Origin of the sequence: Providencia sp. PROV268, from assembly GCF_028477805.1 — a bacterium.
GTDB classification, from domain to species: Bacteria; Pseudomonadota; Gammaproteobacteria; order Enterobacterales; family Enterobacteriaceae; genus Providencia; species Providencia stuartii.
The window spans coordinates 1-17,023 of the sequence record NZ_JAMPLW010000019.1 but is presented as its reverse complement, the minus strand read 5'-3'; the positions used below and the strand labels follow the sequence as shown (position 1 = coordinate 17,023).

At 38.6% G+C, this 17,023-nt stretch carries 15 protein-coding genes; 5 read left to right on the top strand and 10 right to left on the bottom strand.

Annotation, left to right across the window (positions count from 1 at the left end; translation table 11 throughout):
- Positions 1–22: 22 nt before the first annotated feature.
- Entirely contained in the window at positions 23–973 is a 951-nt protein-coding gene (locus PR699_RS14375; protein ID WP_014656374.1) for an AEC family transporter, read from the top strand.
- Between the two features lie 506 nt (positions 974–1,479).
- On the opposite strand, the gene PR699_RS14370 is transcribed toward PR699_RS14375, so the two are convergent.
- From PR699_RS14370 to PR699_RS14335, 8 genes are all read right to left on the bottom strand, one after another.
- Complete coding sequence (locus PR699_RS14370; protein ID WP_014656375.1) at positions 1,480–2,439, bottom strand: hypothetical protein; 960 nt, start codon at positions 2,437–2,439, stop codon at positions 1,480–1,482.
- A 230-nt stretch (positions 2,440–2,669) separates the two neighbouring features.
- The gene (locus PR699_RS14365) at positions 2,670–4,301 is read right to left on the bottom strand and encodes a sodium/sugar symporter (RefSeq protein ID WP_014656376.1); all 1,632 of its coding nucleotides are present in this window, start codon (positions 4,299–4,301) and stop codon (positions 2,670–2,672) included.
- A gap of 253 nt (positions 4,302–4,554) precedes the next feature.
- Positions 4,555–5,562 (bottom strand): substrate-binding domain-containing protein, encoded by a 1,008-nt coding sequence (locus tag PR699_RS14360; RefSeq protein WP_004921645.1) that lies wholly within the window; start codon positions 5,560–5,562, stop codon positions 4,555–4,557.
- A 132-nt stretch (positions 5,563–5,694) separates the two neighbouring features.
- A complete protein-coding gene (galM, locus tag PR699_RS14355; RefSeq protein WP_014656377.1) occupies positions 5,695–6,735 on the bottom strand; it encodes a galactose-1-epimerase in 1,041 nt (346 codons plus the stop codon).
- A gap of 19 nt (positions 6,736–6,754) precedes the next feature.
- Positions 6,755–7,924: a galactokinase gene (gene galK / locus PR699_RS14350; RefSeq protein ID WP_004921653.1), complete on the bottom strand. Its 1,170-nt coding sequence runs from the start codon at positions 7,922–7,924 to the stop codon at positions 6,755–6,757.
- A 69-nt stretch (positions 7,925–7,993) separates the two neighbouring features.
- A complete protein-coding gene (locus PR699_RS14345) occupies positions 7,994–9,046 on the bottom strand; it encodes a UDP-glucose--hexose-1-phosphate uridylyltransferase (protein WP_004921656.1) in 1,053 nt (350 codons plus the stop codon).
- 24 nt (positions 9,047–9,070) lie between these two features.
- Positions 9,071–10,096, bottom strand: coding sequence for a UDP-glucose 4-epimerase GalE (galE, locus tag PR699_RS14340; RefSeq protein ID WP_004921658.1), 1,026 nt, complete (start codon positions 10,094–10,096; stop codon positions 9,071–9,073).
- A gap of 302 nt (positions 10,097–10,398) precedes the next feature.
- Positions 10,399–11,328 (bottom strand): cation diffusion facilitator family transporter, encoded by a 930-nt coding sequence (locus PR699_RS14335; protein WP_014656378.1) that lies wholly within the window; start codon positions 11,326–11,328, stop codon positions 10,399–10,401.
- A gap of 296 nt (positions 11,329–11,624) precedes the next feature.
- Here PR699_RS14335 and PR699_RS14330 point away from each other — a divergent pair, with 296 nt between their 5' ends.
- A complete protein-coding gene (locus tag PR699_RS14330) occupies positions 11,625–12,062 on the top strand; it encodes a universal stress protein (protein ID WP_014656379.1) in 438 nt (145 codons plus the stop codon).
- A 48-nt stretch (positions 12,063–12,110) separates the two neighbouring features.
- Here the strand turns inward: PR699_RS14330 and eco are convergent, their stop codons facing one another.
- On the bottom strand, positions 12,111–12,587 hold the full coding sequence (gene eco / locus PR699_RS14325) for a serine protease inhibitor ecotin (RefSeq protein ID WP_004921671.1): 477 nt from the start codon (positions 12,585–12,587) through the stop codon (positions 12,111–12,113).
- Between the two features lie 271 nt (positions 12,588–12,858).
- On the opposite strand from eco, the gene PR699_RS14320 reads away from it, so the two are divergent.
- From PR699_RS14320 to PR699_RS14310, 3 genes are all read left to right on the top strand, one after another.
- Positions 12,859–13,077 (top strand): DUF465 domain-containing protein, encoded by a 219-nt coding sequence (locus tag PR699_RS14320; protein ID WP_004921673.1) that lies wholly within the window; start codon positions 12,859–12,861, stop codon positions 13,075–13,077.
- Positions 13,078–13,310: 233 nt separating this feature from the next.
- Positions 13,311–13,670, top strand: coding sequence for a nitrous oxide-stimulated promoter family protein (locus PR699_RS14315; RefSeq protein ID WP_004921676.1), 360 nt, complete (start codon positions 13,311–13,313; stop codon positions 13,668–13,670).
- Positions 13,671–14,601: 931 nt separating this feature from the next.
- Positions 14,602–15,426, top strand: coding sequence for an AraC family transcriptional regulator (locus PR699_RS14310; protein ID WP_004921678.1), 825 nt, complete (start codon positions 14,602–14,604; stop codon positions 15,424–15,426).
- A 276-nt stretch (positions 15,427–15,702) separates the two neighbouring features.
- Here the strand turns inward: PR699_RS14310 and PR699_RS14305 are convergent.
- The coding region (locus PR699_RS14305) for a hypothetical protein (protein ID WP_272577855.1) at positions 15,703–17,023 on the bottom strand (1,321 nt) is incomplete at its 5' end.

Sequence of the window (17,023 nt, the reverse complement as noted above, 5' to 3'; positions counted from 1 at the left end):
TGCGTATAAAAGAGGTTATCTAATGTTAGATACTATTATTACAGCGTTACTGCCTATTGTGGTTACTCTTTTACTCGGATATTTTGCAGGGTATCGACATGACTTCAATAAGGATCAAGCCACTATATTAAATAAAATGGTTATGTTGTATGCCTTACCATTATTGCTATTTGCAGGAATATTAAGTACTCCATTAACAGAAGTAATCAATAACGTTGATGTTTTCTTGTGGATATTCGTGGGCATGGTGGTGGGGTTTCTTGCTGTTTTCCTTATTTCCCGCTTCATCTTCAAATCTAGCGCTCGTTTAGCCGCATTACGTTCCATTGCTATTGCCGGTCCTGCTGTACCTTTTGTTGGAACCCCTGTATTAGGCGTTCTGTTTACTACAGATGCTGATATTGCAATTGCCGTCGGTAGCTTATTAATGAATTTAATTCAGGTTCCATTAGCATTAGTCTTTTTAGTTGGTGGCGATTCTGACAACACATCAACAAATAAGAAAAGTGTATTTTCAATTGTTGCTAACAGTATAAAAAATGCGTTAATGCAACCTGTCGTATGGGCACCTATCCTAGCTTTTATTTTATTACTGATTGGATTGGATATGCCTAAGTTTTTAAAAGGTTCATTTATTTTATTAGGTCAAGCAACTGGTGGAGTGGCATTATTTGCTGTAGGCGCTGTTCTCTATGCACAAAAAGTGAGTTTTTCTCTATCTGTTATCATAAACGTTCTGAGTAAAAATATTCTATTACCTTTAATTATACTGGTAATTATGATGGCGTTACATATACCTCATGTCGAGCGAGGCTTAGTGTCTGTAACACTGGCTATCCCCACAGCATCAATAGCGGTTATTTTTGCGGTGGAATATAAAACAGGGGAACAAGAAATGGCATCAACACTATTTTGGAGTACCATTTTATCAGTTATAACAATGGGTGGCTTTATTTGGTTTACAGGAAGTTAAGTTAATTCAACGCTAAACCGATTGAAATTAAACGACCATGGTAGAATGTCAATTTTTCCTCTTACAGACAATACTCTTAAAAGTCTTTCCATGGTCGTTATTTGTATCTGCTTTGCGGTTTCTACTCGTCATCTCTGGCACTGCAAATTTTCGAATACCGTTTTCAAGTGACTCACTACATCGGCATAAAGCTCATCCAACAGTCAAAGGGGAGCCATACGTTATTTCATCGGTAAAATACTCTCGAAAACACCGCCTTTGAAAATATAGCCTATATGTATGATCACGGATATGACGTTGTTATGGATAAAGAGAAAGCGAATTATTATTTAGCACAAGTCAAACTCACAAAAGTTGTGAATACTCTTTCTACCAATACTTATCCCTGCCAGATTTATACTGATAAAAAGTAAATACCCATTAAGATATTAACCCGTGGCTAAATAGATATAACGCTATTTACCACGGCTCTATTCATTTATTATTTCAATTTCTATAGGCTGACTCTATTCTTTCTCTAGCCCATTAATCCGTAGCCACCCTGTTGTGAACGTTCCAGTATTAGGGTTAGTGTAACTTGCGTAAGCAAAACCGGGAAACTCTTGCGCACTAAATAGCCATACTGAATCCCCTTCAATGACATAAGGCTGTCCAGTTTTTTCGCAAGCTAAGGCTGGGTCTTCATAAAAGTAGAGGCGTTTTTCTTTAACTCTATAATTCCCTTTTGATGGCTCCTCAAGCTTATAATAGATATCCTCAGGCTTGGATACGGATTCCACATTTAACCAACCTCTCGCTCTACCATAACTTACAAAGACATATTCATTTTCCTCATCATCAATCATAGAGTTAGCTAGTTGATTAAAAACCTTCACCTTATCATTAGGTATTACAAAATTAATATTACTCTTGCATTCTGGTGTTGGAGCGGAGTGGAAATATGCTTTTTTTTCGCCAACGACCACCCATATATCTGATTTAGGTGAAAAAAATTCAGAACCGATCTGCTCGCGCCGTTGAGAGCAAAACTGCTCTCTTTTAATGCAGTTTTGATATTGCTCCCCTAACTTTTTATCAAACGCCAATTGCTTTAATTTCCGACCATCGCTATCTGTCGTCCATAACGTATTTGATCTCAGTAAATAACTTAAAGTACCTATTGGCCTTTGTAATTGCTCTCCCGGAAGATAATCGCTACAACTATCGATTATGCCTATTTCTAATATATTTTCGTCTTGATAACTGGCATCCATAGAGACTCTATCGGAAGACTTTTTATATTTTACGGCGGGTGGATAATTTGAACTAAGAATAAGATTTTCTAGCTCGGAATAACAATAATATGACACCTCTTCATTCAGAAATTGAAGGTAACTTTCATCATCTTGGGCATATTCATTTGCACTGACTGATATCGAATGTAGAGTTGTAGTCAGCAAAACTGCAATTTTTAATAAATGGCGCATATACATTCCTTGTTACCCTGAGTAATAACATGTTCATTAAACTGGCCAATATAACGCGTTTACTCATGACATCTTAAAACAAAATATTCAGAAATACCCTCCAATGATTGACAAATTATTAGTGTATTATTCTTTTACTTTCCCAATAAAATAATAAATCAACACCTAAAACTTTATTTATTCGATCTAAAACGGGGACATCTGTCCCCGTTATTGATCAAGCCCATGTCTTACCAAAACAGCGCATACAGTACACACAAGATAATCATGATTGCATAAGAAGCAACGTTGAAGCCTGTTGATGTTTTAAAAGTTTCTGATGTCAGGATAATTGCACCTCGGCTATCATCTTCTTTTGATGTTGTTAAGCTGATCAGCCCAATCACTACCGCAGTAAAGAAGAAGGTATACATCATCTGGTCAAGGAATGGCATACCTAAAGGCATTAACTTCAAGAATAATGCAAACGGAATAGAAAGAAGCACACCAATAATTGCCCCTTTTGCATTCGTTTTTTTCCAGAACAACCCTAACAAGAAGACGGCTAAAATACCTGGGCTAACTAAACCTGTATATTCCTGAATATATTGGAAAGCTTGGCCAATATTCCCCAGTAATGGAGCAATAAAGCAGGCAATAATTAATGCCACGACCGCACTGACTCGACCTACATTAACTAATTTATGATCGCTGGTCGAAGGCGCAATATACTCTTTATAGATATCCATCGTGAAAATGGTTGCGACCGAGTTCAACATTGACGCTAATGATGAAACAATTGCAGCAGCCAATGCCGCAAATACAACCCCTTTCGCTCCGACAGGTAAGAATTGCGTTAACCATGGATAGGCTTTATCGGCCTGTGCGAGCGTTGGAATATGCTCTTGGGCCATTGTACCAAGTCCCGCAAGTAATTGTGGATCAGTGACAATCACATACGCTGCAATCCCTGGAACAACAACAAGGATAGGAACAATTAATTTCAAGAAGGCAGCAAAAACCAGTCCTTTTTGTGCTTCATTGATAGATTTAGCCGCTAAAGCGCGTTGGATAATATATTGGTTGAAACCCCAATAATACAAGTTAGCGATCCACAAACCACCAATCAACACCGCAATACCCGGTAAATTGCTAAACTGAGGGTTATCTTGGCTTAAAATCATTTCAAAATGCTGGGGAGCTTCACTAACCATACGGCTCATACCTGCCATGATCCCTGCATCACCACCGATGTAACTCACCGCCATGATAGCCGTCAGTAAGCCACCCAAAATAAGGAAGAAGACTTGAACAACATCGGTCCACGCCACTGCCGATAGACCACCATAAAGAGAGTAGGCAATAGCAAACAGCGCCAAACCCAATATTGCATAAGACATTGGAATGCCAAGGATAGTCTGTAGAGCCAACGCACCTAAATAAAGAACAGATGTTAAGTTAACAAAGACAAATAAAGCTAGCCAAAATACTGCTAAAATCGTTTTTAACGTACGATTAAACCGTTTTTCAACGAATTCAGGGATAGTAAAAATACCCTTATCGATAAAAATAGGCATGAAATATTTAGCAACGATAATTAGTGTTAACGCAGCCATCCACTCATAAGAGGCAATCGCTAATCCGATAGAAAACCCTGAACCTGACATACCGATAAACTGCTCGGCAGAGATGTTTGCAGCTATTAATGAAGAGCCAATTGCCCACCACGGTAATGTTTTTCCTGCTAAGAAATAGTCTTTCGTGCCTTTTTTCTCGCCTTTTTTATTACGAGAAACCCATAAACCGACTGATATGATAATAAGCACATACAGGATAAATATCCCGTAGTCTAATGTGCTCAATCCAACGCCTTCTGTATGCATGATCAAGTTCCTTCACCTTCACCAAATGATTCAGCATTAGTGTAAACGTTACCATTGCATATCACTGTTAGATTAATCACAGATTTTTATAATAGATTAATTTTATCAACGAAATGTCAAATAATTGTATGTTGTTTAACATATTAAAGGCGATTTCACGTACATAAAATGTCTGATTTTGGATTTTTTGAGAAAAAATGTCTCTGGTGGGTCAACGTCATCAAAAGATATGATAACGTTTACATTATTGAAGTCATGAGGTTTTCAATGGACGTACAGAGTTACGCTGTACCAGTGTAGGGGAATAGATTAAACCACCAGCCTCTATATTTTCATTACGTGCTAAAGCAAGCGCTAATTCAGTGGCACGTTCAGCCATCATTTGGATGGGATAACGAATGGTTGTTAAACGAGGGTGAATATAACGGGCAATCAGTACATCATCAAAACCAATCACGGATACCTGCTCTGGGGAATGAATGTCATTTTCATCAAGTACTGCAATTGCCCCCGCGGCCATAAAATCGTTATACCCGACAACCGCGGTGATCTCTAAGGACTTAGTCAATAGATTAGTCATCGCCTGCTCACCACCCTCACCATAAGGCTTGCCATATTCGATATAGCTTTCAGGTAATGAAATTGCATGTTTTTTCAATGCATCACGATAGCCAAGTAACCGCTGTTCAGCGTCTTCTATTTTATGATCCGATGAAATATAAGCAATTTTAGTATGGCCTTGGCGGATCAAGTGCTCAGTGGCAAGATAAGCCCCCTTGTAGTTATTCAACGAAATACAGCGATCAGCAATCGCCTCAATACGTCGATTAATCAATACCATGCTAGGAACTTCTTCGGCAAATTCTATCAGCTCTTCGTCTGACAACGCTTTAGAGTGAATAACGAGGGCATCACAGCGATTATTGATCAGCAATTCGATAGATTGGCGCTCTTCCTGCGCCGTGTGATAACCATTACAAATTAAAATGTGTTTACCATTTTTGTGGGCAACCGCATCAACCGCTTTGACCATCGTACCAAAAAAAGGGTCTGAGACATCATTCACCAATACCCCAATGGTGTTAGAACTTTGATTTACCAATGCGCGAGCGGCTGCATTTGGACGATAACCGAGTTTATTCATGGCACTTTTAACCGCAGCAATCGACATTTTGCTTGCCTTCGGTGATTGATTAATCACTCGAGAAACTGTCGCCACCGACACTCCCGCTTCTCTCGCTACATCTTTGATCGTTGCCATTTTTTACCTCTAAGTTCAGTCGATGCCATTAAACAATGCATTAGTATAAAAAACAATGGGGTATATTATAGATACGATGACCCTACTTTTAATATAGTAATATGAAAAACGCCGCATGAGGCGGCGTTACTCTCAGAAAATAAAGTGATAGCTCGTTTTCTGGTGATATATTTGATTTGGCTGTGAAATACCGCTGTATTGCTCCCCCCATTCAGGGTGGTTAACGGCATCCGGTGGAAACTGAGTTTCAAAGGCCACACCTGAAAACGGGGTATAATGACGTGATTTTCCCGGAACCGAAATCAAATAATTCCCTGTATAAACTTGCATTGCAGGCAAAGTTGTTGCGATATCCATTCGAACATCACCTTCTGGTGAAAAGAGTGAAGCGACCGTTTGCTCACCATCCGTAAGCTCTGGAGCCAAGATCATCGCATGATCATAACCACCAACTGCTTTTTGATCATCGTCTTGCAAAAAATCATAGCCTATACGCTTTTTACGACGAAAATCGAAAAACGTCTCAGAAACATCACGCCATTCGCCTGTTGGGATCCCCCCCTTATCGGTAGGCAGATAATGGGTGGCCGCTAGTTGTAAATCGTGCTCTAAGGCCGTTCTCGCCGAATCTTCCCCAGCTAAATTAAAATAAGCATGATTGGTTAAATTTACAGGGCACAACTCACTCACTTGTGTACGATAGTCGATAATGACTTTATTTTCATCCGTTAATATATAGCGGACTTCAGCTTGTAATTCCCCAGGAAATCCCTGATCGCCATCTTCTGAAACCAACGAAAAAATTGCCTCATATGGGTTAATTTGAGTCACCTTCCAAACACGATAACTAAAATTATCCCGACCGCCATGTAAACAGTGTTCACCTTGATTACTTGTCACCTGATACTCACGACCCGCTAAATTAAAACGGCCATGTGCAATCCGGTTCGCAACTCGCCCAATGGTTGCACCTAGATAAACGCCTTGATCCATTTGGGCCGCCATATTCGGTGAACCGAGTAAAACATCACGTTTACCTGCCGACATGGGTAATATGCAGCTTATCCAACTTGCTCCCAAGGTTGACAATAAAATTTTCATGCCATGTCTGTTGGTCAATGCAATCACTTTAGATGCACGTGCCACATACCCTTGGTCTTTCGATAACTGCATTCTTTTCTCCCTACAATTTTCATGCATTCGCCATGATCCCAGCACCATCACTAGGCTGGCAAACATAAATATCGGCCTTCAGCCCTGTCAACGCTTGATACTTTTGCTCAACCGCATCAATGACAGGAGTAACGAGTTGCTGTTTCATCAATGCCACCACGCAGCCACCAAAACCGCCGCCTGTCATTCTCACGCCGCCTTGATCCCCTAGAACCGCTTTCACAATCTCTACTAAGGTATCAATCTCTTTTACGGTAATTTCAAAATCATCCCGCATAGAAATATGTGACTGCTCCATCAGCATACTCAATAGGGGAAGATTATTTTCAGTTAAGGCTTTTGCGGCGGCAAGTGTTCTGTCGTTTTCGCTAATAACATGCTTAGCGCGTTTAGCCACTAGAGGTGTCAATTCCCCCTGCTTTTGGGCGAATTGTGCCAATGTAACATCCCGCAAAGCTTTCACGCCGAATTGTTTCGCCGCAGTTTCACATTGCTGACGCCGAATATTATACTCGCTATCCACTAATCCGCGTTTTTTATTTGAATTGATGATCATGACGACAAGATCATCAGGAATTGGAATTGGTGCTAACTCTAGGCTACGGCAATCGATTAATAGTGCATGCCCCTCATCACCGCAAGCAGAAATTAACTGATCCATAATGCCACAATTACAACCGACAAATTGGTTTTCAGCTTGCTGACCATTCAAAGCGATGTCTTGTTGGCTAATCTCCAATTGATACAATATCTTTAATGTCTGTCCAATCACCACTTCCAGTGAAGCCGACGAGCTAAGTCCTGCCCCTTGAGGTACATTGCCACTTACCGCAATTTCACATCCGCCAAATTGATACCCTCTGGCTAATAGATATTTAACGACGCCTCGAATATAGTTTGCCCACATTTTTTCAGGCAAAAATAGGATCTCTTCATCAAGGCTAAACTCATCAATATCATAGCCATAATCGGCTGCAATCACGCGAATTAAACGGTCAGGGCGCTTTCTGGCTGCCGTCATTGTTTGATAATCAATTGCACAAGGTAAAACAAACCCATCATTATAATCAGTGTGTTCACCAATAATATTCACACGTCCTGGCGCTTGCGCATAGACCTCGGGCTGAGCATCAAAGCCCTTAATAAAGGCTTCTGTCACTTTTTGTTGGAGTATTTCGATGCTATTCATAGCAACCTCTCGATAATATCTGGGTAATAATGGAATGGCTCGGCCATGCTGGTTGTATGCTCTAAATATTTACTGCTGCTTGTAGTGAATATCACTGACACCTCGTAACCTTTCCGCTGCTTGTTCAGGGGTTAAATCACGTTGAGTTTCAGCTAACATTTCATAGCCAACCATAAATTTTTTGATTGTCGCTGAGCGCAACAAAGGTGGATAAAAAAGAGCATGAAGCTGCCAGTGTTCAATCTCTCGGTTATCACTAAAAAATGGAGCGAAATGCCATCCCATCGAGTAAGGGAATGCACAATGAAAGAGATTGTCATAACGACAGGTGAGCTTTTTCAGTGCAACACTAAGGTCATCGCGTATCTCTACACTCATTTCATTCATACGCCGAATATGTATTTTAGGCATTAGCATGGTTTCAAACGGCCAAGCCGCCCAATAAGGCACAACAGCAAGCCAATGTGCTGTTTCCACTACCGTTCTAGAGCCATCTTTCAGCTCTGCCTGTGCATAATCCAACAGTAAATTGCTTCCTTGCTGCTGGTAATACTGTTTTAAGTGCTCATCTTTACGAGCAATTTCATTAGGCAAGAAATCACTCGCCCAAATCTGCCCATGAGGGTGTGGCTGAGAGCACCCCATCACCTCACCTTTATTTTCAAAAACTTGTACCCATAAAAACCGTTGGCTGAGTTCATCAATTTGCTGCTGCCAAGTTTCAATTACACGGCCGATTTGAGCTGTCGATAGTTCAGGTAAAGTCTTACTGTGATCAGGTGAAAAGCAGATCACTCGGCTCAAGCCACTGACCGCTTGTGTTTTAAATAAAGGCGATTGTTCTTTTGGCTGCGCACAAGACCTAGGTAATAGTGCAGAATAATCGTTTTGAAACACATATGTATCTTGATAATCAGGATTGATATCACCAGAAACGCGATGGTTGGTTGGGCATAAAAAACAGTTTCCATCGTATTTAGGCAGTTGTTTCACTTCCACCTTCTCATCTTGCCCACTCCAAGGTCGTTTAGCACGATGGGGTGAGACCAAAACCCATTGTCCTGTTAATGGGTTATAACGCCGATGCGGGCAATCTGATGGGTTGAACGCTATTTTATCCATGATGTTCTATTTCTCCTGTATCTATTACGATTCATAGCCATTAGGGTTTTGAGACTGCCAGCGCCATGAATCCATAGCCATGTCATCAATGGTACGAGTTGCCTTCCAACCAAGTTCGCGCTGTGCTTTTTCTGATGTCGACCAATACTCGGCGATATCACCGGCCCTTCTTGGCACAACAACGTATGGGATTTCCCTGCCGACAGCTTTTTCAAATGCGTGTAGGACTTCCAATACACTCGTTCCTCTCCCCGTACCGAGGTTGTAAATATGTAATCCTGCCTGCTGACTAACCACTTTCAGTGCAGCCACATGCCCATCCGCTAAATCCATAACATGGATGTAATCACGCACACCTGTTCCATCAACAGTAGGGTAATCGTTTCCATAAATAGACAATTTTTCCCGTCTGCCAACGGCGACTTGAGCAATATAAGGCGTTAGATTATTCGGTATACCTTGCGGATCTTCCCCCATCAAACCTGAAGGATGGGCACCAACTGGATTGAAATAGCGTAATAAGGTCACAGACCAATTTGGTTCGGCGATCACCAAATCGGATAAACAGCGTTCAACCATGTATTTACTTGTGCCATACGGGCTTTGTGTATTGCCAGTTGGAAAGTTTTCTGTAATAGGCACCGTATCCGGTTCACCGTAAACAGTCGCGGAGGAGCTAAAGATGATACGATGTACGCCAGCACGCTGCATACATTTGGCTAGCACCAAGGTGCCATTAACATTCACATCATAATATTCGAGTGGTTTTTCTACCGACTCACCAACGGCTTTTAACCCCGCAAAATGGATCACTGCGCTGATTTTATGTTCAGAGAAAAGACGGTTTAACAGAGATTCGTCACGAATATCACCTTGATAAAAAAGCGGGCGCACTGCGGTTAGCTTTTCAATACGATTGAGCACTTCCTCTTTCGCATTGCACAAATTATCAATAATGATTGGAGCAAACCCAGCTTGGATCATCTGCACACACGTATGGCTACCAATATACCCCATCCCCCCTGTGACAAGCACTTTTGTTGGCTGCATCGTTTACCCCTTGATTCTATTAAGGATATGAAAATTCACTTTACAAAGTATAGCAACGGGCTAATACCTTATTCTGTGATCTATCTCGCGATAGTGTAAACGTTTACACAAATAACCACAATAAGGGGCTTTTCAGAGGCGAAGAGCGATGCATTTTCAATATGTTCAACACCGGCCACATAGTGAAACAGTTTGTGAAATAAAGCACGATTGAGATATAAAGAGGCTTAATCAGGAAGATAGTTTGAAGAAAAAACCGAAAGCGAGGCCCTTTCGGTTATTTTTCTATTGGCGGTTTTCAGCTAATGAATACATTCTTTATCGTAAGGATCTAAGTGAGTCATGACATTGAGGATTTGCGGGTTTTCCATTAATTTATCACGTACATTTACCGCAATTTCATGGCCTGCCACAATCGACATATCACCATCGACCTCTAAATGAACATCAACTAAATAGAAATCGCCCGATTTACGTGTTTTCAAATCGTGAAACCCTTTGATCCCCTCAATGTTTTCAAGCACAGTACGAATTTCTTGCAATGTTTCTTCATCAGCACCTTTATCCATCAGATCTTGCATTGATTGATAAGTAAATTTATAGCCCATGCGGAAAACAAAAGTACCCACAATTAATGCCGCGATAGGGTCAAAAATTTTCAAACCACATAAGCTACCAATAATCCCAATAGCGACAACCAGTGAAGATGCCGCATCTGAACGAGCGTGCCAAGCATTCGCAACCAACATGCTGGAGTTGACCTGATTGGCAACTTTTAACATATAGCGGAAAAGCCCTTCTTTCGCCACCAATGAGACCAATGCTGCGACGAGAGCAATCGTGTGAACTTCTTGGATTAAATCAGGGTCAAGCATTTTTTGTACTGCCGACCAAATCATGCCAACGCCAACAATCAATAAAATAATCCCTAAGATCAATGAAGCACCATTTTCATATCGAAAATGGCCATAAGGATGGTCTTCATCAGGCTTTTTATGACTCTTTTTATTGGCAATTAATACAACAAAGTCAGCAACGAGATCTGATAATGTATGAATACCGTCGGCAATTAACCCTTGAGAATGAGAAATAAAACCAATGATAATCTGCCATATAGAAAGCACCATATTCACAATGACACTGACTAAGGTGCTTTTTTTAGCTGCATGAAACTTTTTCTGCTGAAGAGTAAGCTCATCACCTGTCGTATTTAATATTTTCTCTTTGTCCATAATATATTCTTAATGAAAAGCAAAATAATTATCATTTAATTAAACTTTTTAAATCAATTAGTTATGAAACCCACTGTAAATACTGACATATAATTAAAGAAAAGTCTTGTTATTTAATTGTAGTCTATCGAATTGAATGATAATCGTTATTTTTATTATTTTTGTATTAAATTGAATAGCAGAAAATGATAGTTTTTTTGTTTAAATTACATTGATTTAACAAAAGTTAAATCCTTTATACTATATTAAATCTTAACTGCTATAATGGCTTGAATAAACATATGAATGAGGTGGTTATGTATAATAAAATTTTAGTTCCTATCGACCTATTAGAAGACTCACTTAATCCACAGATCATTAAACATATCGAAGAACTAGCAAAATTAGGCTCACCAGAAATTCATTTTTTATCTGTGATCCCAAGCGCTGAGCTATTTTTTGGTATTGAAGTGACTATCTTACCTGAAAGTCATAAAAACTCAGCAGAACGCTCCGTGCTTGCTCTGAAAGCATTAGAAGACGTGATCAAAGATATTAATATCGCCGGTGAAAGAATTACCTGCAAAATTGGCATTGGCTCCGCCAAAGACGAAATACTCAGTTATGCCGATGATATCGGTGCGAGCTTAATTGTACTCGGCTCTCATCGTCCAAGTGCCTCCACCTATTTATTAGGCTCTACGGCATCAACTATCGTACGCCATGCAAAAACATCTGTCTTAGTTATTAGATAGCCATAAAGGAAAGTGCCACAGCATTAACCGTGGCACTTATAGGATATGTTATTTCTTGACCGAATCGAGCAGTTGATCATCCGTTGACCAAATACGATATTTCACATCCATATCTTTCGGAGCGTAAACTACAATAGGCAATTTGCTGTTATAACGAACAAAAGCATCATCACCAAGTTGCGTAGTCACAAAACGTTCTTTTGCAGGCTCTGAACATGCCATCATCGTTGAAGCGGGCCCTTTAACATCTTCTAACTGATAATAACTATAGCCCCAACCTTCCAGTGTTTTTTCTTCTAGATCGCCCATAAACCATTGACGGTTACAATCTGCTTTAATGGTTTTACCGATCACAAGCTCAACCTGATAATTATCTTCATTCGGTTTTGCTGCCAACTGGATCACATGACGTGTCATGCCATTTTCTGCTTTAGGATAAGGTGCGATCTTTTCTAACTCCCCTGTCGCCATTGCGCAAGACGATACTAAGGCTACTGCCATTACAGATAAAATCGCTTTTTTCATGATAAAATCCTATCAAATGCAATCATATTAATAAAAAATAGAAATCTTTTTACCTAGAGTAAGTGAAAAATACTACAATTTACACCATGGATAATTCTTAATTTCAAAAATAAGAAAATATAACTATCTAATTCAATCCCATCATAGCTAATTTTAGTAGAATGATCATAAATTTGATAAAAACTATGTAAATTCTTCTCTGTTTTAATGCATAAATAATAGACAGTGCTTATACTGGAGATGAGGCTTAAATACATTCTGAGGAGGTACTATGTTATCTACAGAGCAAGATTTAGTTTCAAAGTTAATATCTACTCATCCCCGCTTCCAAAATCTTTATGAAAAACATCATCAGCTCGATAAAGAGATCAGCAAATTAGAAGGCCCTTCCGGTGCTGGTTATAATGAGCATGTTGCTAAGCTTAAAAAAGAAAAATTGCATATAAAAGACGAAATGCAAAAAATAATGCAATCGGCAAATAAAGGTTAATATTCAATTTACTAGGCTAAATAAGTAAGTTTTTATCTTGTTTTTGGTTTAGTTAAACCTTAATTAACAATTTATATTACTCATTTTCTAGTTAATTTTATCTTATTGTTTATTATGGCATAAGTCGTTACTTATGCCATTTTCGGTTTATCTTCTTATCATGCCGACTTTCTATTCCCTTCAATAACATGTATATTAAATACAATTTATTGTAGATAGATTGAGGTGCACAGATGGTTGGGAAACGTATCCAGCGGGAAATAAAAACTATCGAAAAAATGATCCAACTCTACGAAAAGGCACATCCTGCACCGGCTGATTCGCCAGAACAATATAAAAAGCTCTATGCCTATGCAATTAATCGGCTCGAAAAATGCCGTTATGGAGAGCAAAAGCCTGCTTGTAAACAATGCCCAATACATTGTTACCAGCCAAAAATGCGAGAACAAATGAAAATAGTAATGCGCTGGGCTGGGCCAAAAATGTTACTCCATCACCCCATCTTAGCCATCAGACATTTACTTGATGACCGAAAGCCAGTTCCTGAACTCCCTGAAAGAAAACGTAATAGAAATTCATCCACAGATAATTAACCGCTAGATAACTTTTTATTTACATTGTGATATTCGCTGGGTTTATTAGTTTGCTAAAATATATTGATAATGAGTGTGATGATAATAAAAGAAACAATCATTAAATAATCTTAAAAGCCCCCTTTCTTAACGCCAACTGTTGCCCTATCAATTTATGGCATGCTAATTGTCATTTATCGCTTAGCCCCCTAAACACTTGTAAATCTTTTTTAACTCGTCAATAGGTTGCTTCCTCGACAGAGCTTATATCCATTTCATTTGAGTGACGTTTCTCTAAAAATTAGTACCCCATGATAACTAATAATCAAAATCTATGTTTATAGAACTATCAAAAACCATACTTTTAGAAAATATGTTTAATAAATGAGATTTCTATCTCAAATATTGTGTGATTTATGTTATTACGACAAATATTTATTATCGTTACATGTAACAAAATTAATTGATAACATGGCTAACAGATAAAAACATAAAATTTATTTATCAGTACTATATTTTACGATATTAATAACAATAAAAGCTATCACTATATTTTCCTCCTAATATGCAGAAAAAGGTGGCTTACCCCATCTAGATCAAAAAACACCAGAATTGAATAAAACCATTAGATTACTTTTTATGCTACTAAAAACCATTTATTAGTATTAATCACTATACAAAAACAACTAACTAGTTATAAATAACTAAAAAACATCTTTAACAATACTTTTTTCGAGCAAAAAAAGATATTAATTCGGAAAATTAGCATTTGGAAACATTTATTAATATTTAGAATTAATCTGTGACACAAAAAAGGCTGATTTATATAATTTTGATCAATCAGATAAAGATGAATTTATTGTTCATCTAATAAATAGATAAAGGAATTCAACCTTAACTTTACATTAACAAATTCAACATTTAATTAAAAAATTAACACTCAGGATGCGTTATGCAAAATGATAGCAATGTAACTAACCGTCGTATAAAAAGAGTCTTGGTTAATAAAGAGAACCCGTATTCTATCATCGACCAACCTACAAAAGGATTAATTATTATTGAAAAGGGCAGCTTGATATGGGAAAGCCCTACATCAATAGAAACATTACACTGTGGTGATATTCTTTATCACAAACAAGGTTCATATGCTTTAAAAAGCACGGATGATGAGTCAGATTGTGAATTTCTTTGGATATCCTTAGAAGATCAATTTTTACGAGAGTTCATTAATCTTTATGGCAGCCAATTGAGTGAAATTGAACGTACAGAAACCAATAGCTATGATGTGATTAGGTTTACTACATCAACACTCATTGATGAATTAAAAAATAGCTTTAAAGCCATCGTTGACCAACAATACCCTAGATTACTGGTGACATTACGTATATCTGAGTTTCTTTTATTGCTTTCTTATAGTGAACAAGGCTCAAAGCTGCTGGCTAATTTAAGACAACTGAGTAATCGACAAGCAGAACGATTACAGAATTTCATGGAAAATAACTTTTTAAAAGAGTGGAAGCTGGCTGATTTTGCGAAAACATTCGGTATGGGCTTAACAACTTTTAAAGAACTATTTAATGCGGTTTATTCAACCTCACCACGTTCATGGATCAGCGAAAAAAGAATTATGTATGCACATCAATTGCTTGTAAATACTCAAATGAGTATCGTTGAAATATCAATGGAAGCAGGCTTTTCAAGTCAATCTTATTTTACACAAAGCTATCGTAAGCGTTTTGGGTATACGCCAAGTAAATCAAGATCACCGACTCACTGATGTGATGATTTAGATTATTCCTAAAAAATACATTTGCCCTGTCAGTTATAGATATGTGTGCATTGCCCTATATACTGACAGAAAGGCAGATAATAATTAGCTAAACGCCTGCCCTTCCCTAACCGAATTGCTCTCAATTCGATGGTTCTAATCTCTATTTCAGTGGTTTTTCAATAATGGATAACGGAAAAAATTTCAGTACTTATGCAGGGACGATAACAAAAAAGGCCGTTTACTAAATTAGTAAAACGGCCTTTTTTAACTTTTTGATTATGGTTATTTAGCGCTGATAATTTTTAAATCAATAATCGACATTGAGTTTGGCGGAATGACCCCAGGTATTCCATCGACACCATAACCACCTTCTGGCTTAATATAAACCTTAACCATACCCCCTTCACCCGCTTTCTCAACAAAGGAGTTCAACGGTGCGGGTAGTTCACTATAAGGCAATGTGACAGGCTCTTGATCCTTATACAGTACCGTCAGAGTTCCATCAGTAAGCTGTTCTCGCATAATAAATGTGATATTTTTCTTCTGCACATTGGTAATTGGCTTACCTTTTTGCAGGATTTTATAATACGTAAAGCTATCAAGCTTACTGTATTTCTGCTTAGTGATTTCCTCAATTATACGTTGATTACGCTTTGCATTCGCTTGAGCAATTGCCTTTAGCTCTTTTTGAGACAGTTGCTTTTTAGGTGCTCCCATAATCGATGTAGAGCCACTCGGCGCTATTTTCGCTTTTAACTTGTCATTTTCATCTTGAAGCTGCATGACTTTTTTATTTAACTCCATGATCTGGGCTTTAAGCGCTTCATTCGAAGTTAATGACATTTGCTGCTTCAATTCAGCTTCTAGTTTCTTCAATTGATCTTTAGCTGTTGCTAACTCTTTTTGCAAATTAGCACTGTCAGCTAACTGTTTTTTCAGTTTTTCTAACTCAGTATTCTGAGATTGATATTTATTATCAATTCCTTTTAGCTTCTCAGCATCCAGTTTTAATGCACTGATTTGTTTGTTCGCCTCGACTAACTGTTTATCAATATCAGCCGCTTTTTTCTCTTTAGTCGTAATATCAGTTTCAAGGCGTTTAATTTGTTGCTCACGCTCTTTAGCTTGTTTTTCAACTTCCGCTTTTTGTGCTTGTAACTGTTTTTGAGCAGCTTTCAATTCAGCTTCTAATGCTTTATGTTGCTCAGTCTGCGCGGTTTGTGCCGTCAACACGGTTTGCAGTTTCGCGGCCTGCTGCTCGTTATCTTTTAACTGCGCTTGTAGCTGCTTATTCTGCTCGGCTAACTGTTTCGCTACGGCCTGTTGCTTCGCCAGCGCTTCGCGTGTCGCTCGACTATCTTCTTCCGCTTTCTTCAGTACCGCTTCTTGCAATTTTAATAGCGATACTTGCTGAGTAAGCTCAACCGTTAATGATTTCACTTGCTGATCCGACGCTTGCGTCATTAGCTGCTTCTGCTTCTCAATCTCTTTTTGTAACTGAGCGATATCAGTATTCGCTTTTTTCAGTTGAGCCTGAGCGGTAGTGAAGCCTTCTTCTTGCTGCGTTAATTTCGCTTGTAGCTGCTGCTGGGCTTTCTGACTT

Coding starts and splice junctions, on each gene's coding strand:
- PR699_RS14375 (WP_014656374.1), top strand. CDS start 23: ATGTTAGATACTATTATTACAGCGTTACTGCCTATTGTGGTTACTCTT.
- PR699_RS14370 (WP_014656375.1), bottom strand. CDS start 2,439: ATGCGCCATTTATTAAAAATTGCAGTTTTGCTGACTACAACTCTACAT.
- PR699_RS14365 (WP_014656376.1), bottom strand. CDS start 4,301: ATGCATACAGAAGGCGTTGGATTGAGCACATTAGACTACGGGATATTT.
- PR699_RS14360 (WP_004921645.1), bottom strand. CDS start 5,562: ATGGCAACGATCAAAGATGTAGCGAGAGAAGCGGGAGTGTCGGTGGCG.
- galM (WP_014656377.1), bottom strand. CDS start 6,735: ATGCAGTTATCGAAAGACCAAGGGTATGTGGCACGTGCATCTAAAGTG.
- galK (WP_004921653.1), bottom strand. CDS start 7,924: ATGAATAGCATCGAAATACTCCAACAAAAAGTGACAGAAGCCTTTATT.
- PR699_RS14345 (WP_004921656.1), bottom strand. CDS start 9,046: ATGGATAAAATAGCGTTCAACCCATCAGATTGCCCGCATCGGCGTTAT.
- galE (WP_004921658.1), bottom strand. CDS start 10,096: ATGCAGCCAACAAAAGTGCTTGTCACAGGGGGGATGGGGTATATTGGT.
- PR699_RS14335 (WP_014656378.1), bottom strand. CDS start 11,328: ATGGACAAAGAGAAAATATTAAATACGACAGGTGATGAGCTTACTCTT.
- PR699_RS14330 (WP_014656379.1), top strand. CDS start 11,625: ATGTATAATAAAATTTTAGTTCCTATCGACCTATTAGAAGACTCACTT.
- eco (WP_004921671.1), bottom strand. CDS start 12,587: ATGAAAAAAGCGATTTTATCTGTAATGGCAGTAGCCTTAGTATCGTCT.
- PR699_RS14320 (WP_004921673.1), top strand. CDS start 12,859: ATGTTATCTACAGAGCAAGATTTAGTTTCAAAGTTAATATCTACTCAT.
- PR699_RS14315 (WP_004921676.1), top strand. CDS start 13,311: ATGGTTGGGAAACGTATCCAGCGGGAAATAAAAACTATCGAAAAAATG.
- PR699_RS14310 (WP_004921678.1), top strand. CDS start 14,602: ATGCAAAATGATAGCAATGTAACTAACCGTCGTATAAAAAGAGTCTTG.